The sequence below is a fragment of the Clostridium sp. LS genome (genome assembly GCF_002760435.1).
In the GTDB taxonomy this organism is placed as follows: domain Bacteria; phylum Bacillota; class Clostridia; order Clostridiales; family Clostridiaceae; genus Clostridium.
The window spans coordinates 1-7,758 of the sequence record NZ_AUUU01000227.1 but is presented as its reverse complement, the minus strand read 5'-3'; the positions used below and the strand labels follow the sequence as shown (position 1 = coordinate 7,758).

6 protein-coding genes are annotated in these 7,758 nt (G+C 31.0%); 5 read left to right on the top strand and 1 reads right to left on the bottom strand.

The window, feature by feature from the left end; genetic code table 11:
- Positions 1 to 27: 27 nt before the first annotated feature.
- Positions 28 to 723 (bottom strand): DUF624 domain-containing protein, encoded by a 696-nt coding sequence (locus tag COL3_RS26750; protein ID WP_008422332.1) that lies wholly within the window; start codon positions 721 to 723, stop codon positions 28 to 30.
- 558 nt (positions 724 to 1,281) lie between these two features.
- Between COL3_RS26750 and COL3_RS26745 the strand changes: the two genes are divergently transcribed.
- The 5 genes from COL3_RS26745 (at position 1,282) to COL3_RS26725 (ending at position 7,689) form a co-directional block, all read left to right on the top strand.
- Positions 1,282 to 2,625: an ABC transporter substrate-binding protein gene (locus tag COL3_RS26745; RefSeq protein WP_008422331.1), complete on the top strand. Its 1,344-nt coding sequence runs from the start codon at positions 1,282 to 1,284 to the stop codon at positions 2,623 to 2,625.
- A gap of 96 nt (positions 2,626 to 2,721) precedes the next feature.
- Positions 2,722 to 3,612: a sugar ABC transporter permease gene (locus COL3_RS26740; RefSeq protein ID WP_008422329.1), complete on the top strand. Its 891-nt coding sequence runs from the start codon at positions 2,722 to 2,724 to the stop codon at positions 3,610 to 3,612.
- Position 3,613: 1 nt separating this feature from the next.
- Positions 3,614 to 4,513 (top strand): carbohydrate ABC transporter permease, encoded by a 900-nt coding sequence (locus COL3_RS26735; RefSeq protein ID WP_008422327.1) that lies wholly within the window; start codon positions 3,614 to 3,616, stop codon positions 4,511 to 4,513.
- Positions 4,514 to 4,571: 58 nt separating this feature from the next.
- The gene (locus COL3_RS26730; RefSeq protein WP_008422326.1) at positions 4,572 to 6,089 is read left to right on the top strand and encodes an alpha-N-arabinofuranosidase; all 1,518 of its coding nucleotides are present in this window, start codon (positions 4,572 to 4,574) and stop codon (positions 6,087 to 6,089) included.
- Between the two features lie 154 nt (positions 6,090 to 6,243).
- Positions 6,244 to 7,689 carry an arabinan endo-1,5-alpha-L-arabinosidase gene (locus COL3_RS26725; protein WP_008422325.1) on the top strand — a complete coding sequence of 482 codons (1,446 nt, stop codon included), beginning with the start codon at positions 6,244 to 6,246 and terminating at the stop codon, positions 7,687 to 7,689.
- Positions 7,690 to 7,758 lie beyond the last annotated feature (69 nt).

Below are 7,758 nucleotides of genomic sequence, written 5' to 3'. Positions count from 1 at the left end.
ATTATTTCGGTAAGTTACCACATAAGTCTAGTTTACATGTTGTTTATCTATAATAATAAATTTTTTTATGCCAGCCCAAGTTGTGAAGCTTGAAATAAAAGATAAAAGGCTAAATGTAAGAAATAAGAATAAAGGAAATGTTAAAGGAAAAAAGAAAACATTAAGTCCGAGTATTATCCCGTAAGTAACTGCTCCAATCAATGTATTTTTAAAACAGACGATGCTTAGTAATAGTGAATTTTTAAATATATCTTTCAATGAAAGAGATACAGTAGTAAGTAAAGGATAAACATATAACCAAGCAAATGAAAATAGTATCATAATAAAAATACAGGTGAATAGAATAATATAAAATTTAGGATTATTTTGAGATAATTTAAAATAAAATAATATAGAAGTACTTAATAATATAAAAAATATAATACTTATAACCCCAGAAATTAATGATTGTTTCCAATTAACCTTAAATGCTTCATGGAAATCAGAAAAAATAAAGATATGCTTATTTTGAACCATAGACATAGTAATAGAGGTCATTGCACCAAAAGCAGGGCCAATAGTAATTATAGGAATAGAATATAGAATAAAAAGCATATTAAGTTTAATTATGTCCCAAAACTTAGTGCATAATATATAGAGAAATAAAGAAATGCCTTCCTTCACAGGCTCATTTTTGTCTACGCCTGGACCTTCGCGATCAAAATTAGGTACAAATATTTTCATATTAATCAATCTCCTTAAGAAATAAAAGGTTTTTATAGTATTATATTATTTAATAAAAGTTTAAATTATAAACGTTTAAACATAGTATATCACCTGAAATATATAACTTCAAGGCTGATTATAAGTAAGAAATTAATTATATTTTAGTAATATTTAAAATAATTAATAAATATATAATATAAAAGTGTTGACATTAAGGTGGATAAGTATATAATAAAAGTATGAGGACAAGCAACATATATAAAATTGCTTAAATGAAAAGGGTTACTGTCATAAGAATTTATATAATTTTACAAAAATGCCTGTTTGATACTATTTTATAGAAATAAATCGAGATTTATAGAAGAAACATATATTTTAGTATAATATAAAATAAAGCTGCTATTATATAGTATTTAAATCCGTATTAGTGTTTATGCTTAGTAAACGTATAAGTGGTCTTATAAAAGTTTTTCAATTTGTTTTGGTCATTATTCTTTAAAGTAAATGATTTTAATAAAACATAAGAATAATGTTCGCAATATATTAATTTCATTTAAAAAATGGGAGGTAAATAATATGAAAAGTGTAAAAATACTAAAAAAGCTTGCAGCTGCTGTTGTAACAACATCACTTGCAGCTACAATGTTAATTGGTTGCGGTAGTAATAGTACTACAACTAGTGATGGAAAGGGTTCATCAACTGCATCATCTTCAGATGATCAATTAGAAATGTGGACATTTGTTGATATGCATGCTCAATTCTTCCAAAAGATGCTAGATAAGTGGAATGAAAAGAATCCTGATAAGAAACTTAACATTAAATTTACAGTTCTTCCTTACGACGATATGCATAATAAATTACAATCTGCACTCTTGTCCGGACAAGGTGCGCCAGATGCGTGTGACATAGAATTAGGTAAATTCCCTAACTTCTTAAAAGGAGAGCCTCAATTAGAACCACTTGATGATGTGTATGCTCCTTATAAAGACAAGGTAGTTCAATCGCGTGTTGCCCTTTATAGCAAGGATAATCATGTGTATGGATTTGATTATCATGTTGGTGCAACTGTAGCATACTATAACACTGAACTTTTGGCAAAAGCTGGTATTGATTATAAAACTATAGTAACTTGGGATGATTTCAAAAAAGCAGGAGAAAAATATTACGCTGCAACTGGTAAAAACTTCGGTACAGCTGATACAAGTGCTACATGGCAAACAAGTCTTATGTTAGCAGAACAGAAATCTGATTATACAGATGCTAATGGTAAGCCACAATTAAACAGCCCTCAAATGGTTAAAGCACTTACTACTTTAAGAGATATGCAAGACGCTCATGCTATTGCAACTATTCCTGGTGGACAACCTGATACAACAGATGCTGAAGGCGCAATTAACAATGGAGACTATGCAGTTGTAATTAAAGCTATGTGGTATATGTCAAGATTCTTACAATATATGCCTGATCAAGCAGGTAAATGGGCAATTGCTCCAGCACCAGTATTTGAAAAAGGTCAACCACGTTCTGTAGGTCTAGGCGGTACAGGTACAGTTGTAACTAAAACTGCTAAAAACAAGCAAAACCTTAAAGAATTTATAGCATATGCGAAACTTTCTGAAGATGGAGAAAAAGCTATATGGGATGACTTAGGATTTGATCCAATAAACACAGATTTATGGAACAATAAAGAACTTACTCAAAACAAAGACAACAAATTTATAAAATACTTCAAGACTAATCCTTTTGATACATTAAATGAAATTAAGAATGAAATTTCATTAATCAAATCAAATGAAGCTATGCCTAATATAAACAATGTTTTATGTACAGTTACTTTAAATAGTATATTTGAAGACAAGAAAGATATAAAACAAGCATTAGATGAAGCACAACAACAAGTAGAAAATGAATTAAAATAATCAGAGAATTTATACAGAGAAGCTGTTTTATAAAAATGAAAGCTAGAAAATGGCTTCTCTGTACTATTTAAGTGTGTAATAGGAGGAAGTTAAGCAATGTTTAAGGGATTTATATATAATAAAAAAGCAGCACCATATGTATTTATATTGCCATTTATTCTTGTATTTTTAGTATTTTTTATTTCTCCAATGATAAATACAATAATAATGAGTTTTCAAAATGTATTACCAGGTTCAAGAAAATTTGTTGGACTAGAAAATTATTCGAAATTATTAGGAGATAAGGTTTTTTTAATTGCATTATGGAATAGTGTCAAGTATATGGTGTGGACATTAATATTACTTATTCCAATTCCAATGTTACTTGCATGTATAATAAATAGTAAATTGATGGTTGGCAGAGAGTTTTTTAAGGCATCATTGTACTTACCGGCCTTAACATCTGTTGCCGTGGCTGGTATAGTTTTTAGATTTAGCTTTGGTGAGCAAGCTACTTCATTAATGAATCAATTTGTTGCATTATTCGGAATGGAACCGTATAAATGGCTTAAAAATGGAACTACAGGCTTTATTGTATTATTAGTTTTAGCATGTTGGAGATGGACTGGCGTTAACATGTTATATTTCTTATCTGGATTAAAAAATATCCCAGCAGAATTATATGAGTCAGCAGATATTGATGGAGCAAGTACATGGCAAAAGTTTATATATGTTACAGTCCCTCAACTTAAACCAACAACTATTTATGTACTTACTATATCCATATATGCAGGCCTTGCAATGTTTATAGAAAGCTATATGGTGTTTAATGGTAATAACTCTCCGAATAATATAGGTCTTACAATTGTAGGATATTTATATAGACAGGGTATTGAAAAAAATGCAATGGGTTATGCATCGGCTGTAGGTTTAGTATTATTTGTTATAGGAATGGCTATTAACTTAGTACAATTAAAGTTAAATGGAACATTTAAGAAGGAGGATTAGTATGCAAAGTAATATGAGTTTAAATAGCAGAAAAGGCGCTAAAAAAAATACGCAAAATATAGCAGGACAAGGAAAAAATATACCTACTAAAGTGATGATATTTGCATTATTTGCTGTAATAGCGGTAATACTAGTTATTCCTTTTTATACACTTTTCATTTCAACTTTTAAAGATGGTGCGATAGTGGTTGCAAATGGTATGGATGCATCAATCAATATTGCTAAAATGTCTCTTAAAAACTATACGATTTTATTTACAGAAAAGAATAGTTTCTTCACATGGTTTTTTAATAGCTTGTTTTTGACAATAGGACAAGTAGCTCTTCAATTATTTATTAGTGCATTTGTTGCATATGGTTTTGCAATGTATGATTTTAAAGGAAAAAATTTCTTATTCATTTGTGTGCTGTTTGTTATGATGGTACCTTTTGAAATCTTAATGTTACCTCTTTATAGTCAAGTAAGTACTATGCATTTAACAAATAGTTACGCAGGGATTATTTTGCCGGATATAGCAAAGGCGGGAACTATATTCTTCTTTAGACAGTATTTAGCTGGAATACCAAAAGATCTTGTTGAAGCTGGAAGAATAGATGGAGCATCAGAATATGGTATTTTCTTTAGGTTAATATTACCAATAATGAAACCATCCTTTGCTGCAATGGCAATCTTAAATGCTATGGGTAGCTGGAACAACCTATTATGGCCGATGTTAGTATTGAAAGATGCTTCGAAATTCACTTTACCAATAGGTTTAAATACATTGATGACACCTTATGGAAATAACTTCAACTTATTATTCGTTGGTTCCTTCCTTTCGATTTTACCAATATTTGTATTGTTTATGTGCTTCCAAAAATACTTTGTTGATGGTATGACAGCTGGAGCAGTAAAAGGTTAATGAAATTTTTACTAGAGAGTAAAAAGTTCAACCTAAATATTTAAGGAGATGAATTCTAATGGCAAAAAAAGCAAAAATGGTAGTAGATAAAGATTTTAAAATATCTGAAATAGATAAAAGAATTTATGGTTCTTTCATTGAACATTTAGGAAGAGCTGTATATGGTGGAATTTATCAGCCGGATCATATATGTGCTGATGAAAACGGATTCCGTACCGATGTAATGGAGCTTGTTAAGGAATTAGATGTTCCAATTATAAGATATCCGGGTGGGAATTTTGTATCAAATTTCTTTTGGGAAGATAGTGTAGGACCAGTGGCAGAAAGACCAAAGAGATTGGAACTTGCTTGGAGAAGTCTTGAAAGCAACGAAATTGGATTAAATGAATTCTCAAAATGGACTAATGCTGTTGGCTCGGAAGTAATGATGGCAGTGAATCTTGGAACAAGAGGAATTGCAGATGCATGTAATCTTTTAGAATATTGCAATCATACTAGTGGAACAAAATATAGTGATTTAAGAATAAAACACGGTGTTAAAGAACCACATAAGATAAAAACCTGGTGCTTAGGAAATGAAATGGATGGACCGTGGCAGATAGGGCATAAAACGCCTGTAGAATATGGAAGGTTAGCTTTAGAAACAGGTAAAGCAATGAAATTAATAGATCCAGATATAGAATTAGTTTCCTGTGGAAGCTCAAATACTGCAATGCCAACATTTCCAGAGTGGGAAGCATCAACTCTAGACCATACTTATGAAGTGGCAGACTTTATATCTCTTCACCAATATTATGGAAATAGATTTAATGATACTGCTAATTTCTTGGCTCAAAGTGTTGATATGGAACATTTCATTAAGACTGTTACAGCTACTTGTGATTATATTAAAGCTAAAAAACGTAGCAAGAAGACCATGAATCTAAGTTTTGATGAGTGGAATGTATGGTTCCATTCAAATCAAGAGGACGATGATATAATGAAAAATCGTCCATGGCAAAAGGCGCCAGCGCTTTTAGAAGATATGTACAATTTTGAAGATGCTCTATTAGTTGGATTGATGTTAATAGTTTTGATGAAGCATTCTGATAGAGTTAAAATGGCTTGTTTAGCACAATTAGTTAATGTTATAGCGCCTATAATGACTGAAGAAAATGGGCCAGCTTGGAAGCAAACTATATACTATCCATATTTACATGCTTCAAAATATGGTAGGGGAATTGCTCTGCAGCCAGTACTTTCTTCACCAAAGCATGATACTATAGATTTTACAGATGTAACTGATGTTGAATCTATAGCAGTATATAATGAAGAAAAAGAGGAAGTAACTATCTTTGCAGTTAATCGTAACTTAAAAGAGGACATTGAATTAACCTGTGATGTAAAAAGCTTTGGAGATTTTAAAATTATTGAACACATTGTACTAGAACATGACGATATGAAGATAATAAATTCTGCAAAAGGAGAAGCTGTTACTCCAAAATCTGTAGATAGAAGTGAGTTAAACGATGGAATTATCACTTCAGCTTTAGGAAAAGTATCGTGGAATGTGATTCGTTTAGGTAAGAATAAATAGCTATATAAATAAAAAAATATTGCTTAATGAATATTACACTATGTAAATATAATAACTTAGAATTACTGTGTTTATTATAATCTAGAGACTTTAGGGTTTAGCATATGTCTTCACATGCTAAATCCTATTTTATTAAATGGGAGTGAAGTGAAAAATGAAAAAACGAATTTTAGCATTAGTATTATTATTGCCTTTAATTGGAATAATGGGATGTTCAGCTAGCAAGAATAGCGAAGAAAGCTTGGCGAAAATTACTTTTCCGGAGAATCCAAAGTTAGAAGAATCGAGGGATCCAAGTGTAGTTCTTGATAAAAAAAATTGGGGAACTTTAGGCGCTCATGATCCATCTATATATAAAGATAAGGATACCTATTATGTGTTTTCAACAGATGCTAGAGTAGGAGGTCCTGCAACTCCAGGAATACAAGTTAGAAAATCTAAAGATTTAATTAATTGGGAATTTGTAGGCCAAGCACTACCGGGAATTCCAGAAGAAGCTAAAAAATGGAGCTATGCTCAAGGTATATGGGCTCCGGAGATTACTAAAGTAGGGGATGAATATTATTTATATTATTGTGCATCAAGCTTTGGTAAAAATAGATCATATATAGGTCTACTAAAAAGTAAATCAATAGAGGGTCCGTGGGAAGATCAAGGGCTTGTCTTAAAAACTGATCAAGGAGAAGACAAGAATGCCTTAGATCCTAATATTATCTTTGATAAAGATGGACAAATGTGGATGTCGTATGGATCATTTTGGAGTGGCATATATATTGTAAAGCTTGATAAAAATACTGGAAAGCCAGTAAATCCAAATGATAAAGGAAAAAATATTGCAAAAAGAAATGGAAGTGTAAGTGGAGCTGTAGAAGGGCCATATGTTATATATAATGAGGAACAAAAGAAGTATTATTTATTTGTTTCTTATGGTTCATTATCTTCAGATTATAATGTTAGAGTTGGGAGAGCAGAAAATATAGAAGGACCTTATTTAGATAGCAACGGCAATGATATGACTAATATATCAAGTGCTAATCCAAATGAAATTGGAAATAAAGTCTTAGGCGGATACAAATTTGGTGATGCAGAAGGATGGATGGCACCAGGTCATAATTCTGTATTAAATGACAATGGAAACTATTATATAATTCATCATGTTAGGACTGAAAAAAATAAAGATTGGTTTTATTTAAATGTAAGAAAAATATTATGGTCAGAAGATGGATGGCCAATGATTTCCCCAGAAAGGTACAGCGGAGAAAAGGAAACTAAAATTGAAAAAGATGCAATTCCTGGAGACTGGCAATTAATAGTACAAGATAAAAACAATAATAATATAATACCTTCTAAGCAATATAAGCTGGCAAGTGGTGGTGAAATTCAAAGTGAAAAGCAATCTGGAAAATGGGATTTAACGGGGGATGATGATATAGTTGTTGAAATACCTAATTCTAATGGTGAAAAAGTACAATATAAAGGAAAAGTAATCCCATCCTGGGACTTTGAAAATAAAAAAGCTACATTAGTGTTCGCTGCTTTAGATAAAAATGGTGTTTCTCTATGGGGGAAATTGATTATAGATAAACAACATTTAAACTAGACTTATGTGGTAACTTACCGAAATAATAAATATTTTTATTACGAAAAACTATGAAAATATCGCTGAAGG

Bases quoted from the DNA above. Each gene is read 5' to 3' on its own strand.
- COL3_RS26750 (WP_008422332.1), bottom strand. From the start codon at position 723: ATGAAAATATTTGTACCTAATTTTGATCGCGAAGGTCCAGGCGTAGAC.
- COL3_RS26745 (WP_008422331.1), top strand. From the start codon at position 1,282: ATGAAAAGTGTAAAAATACTAAAAAAGCTTGCAGCTGCTGTTGTAACA.
- COL3_RS26740 (WP_008422329.1), top strand. From the start codon at position 2,722: ATGTTTAAGGGATTTATATATAATAAAAAAGCAGCACCATATGTATTT.
- COL3_RS26735 (WP_008422327.1), top strand. From the start codon at position 3,614: ATGCAAAGTAATATGAGTTTAAATAGCAGAAAAGGCGCTAAAAAAAAT.
- COL3_RS26730 (WP_008422326.1), top strand. From the start codon at position 4,572: ATGGCAAAAAAAGCAAAAATGGTAGTAGATAAAGATTTTAAAATATCT.
- COL3_RS26725 (WP_008422325.1), top strand. From the start codon at position 6,244: ATGAAAAAACGAATTTTAGCATTAGTATTATTATTGCCTTTAATTGGA.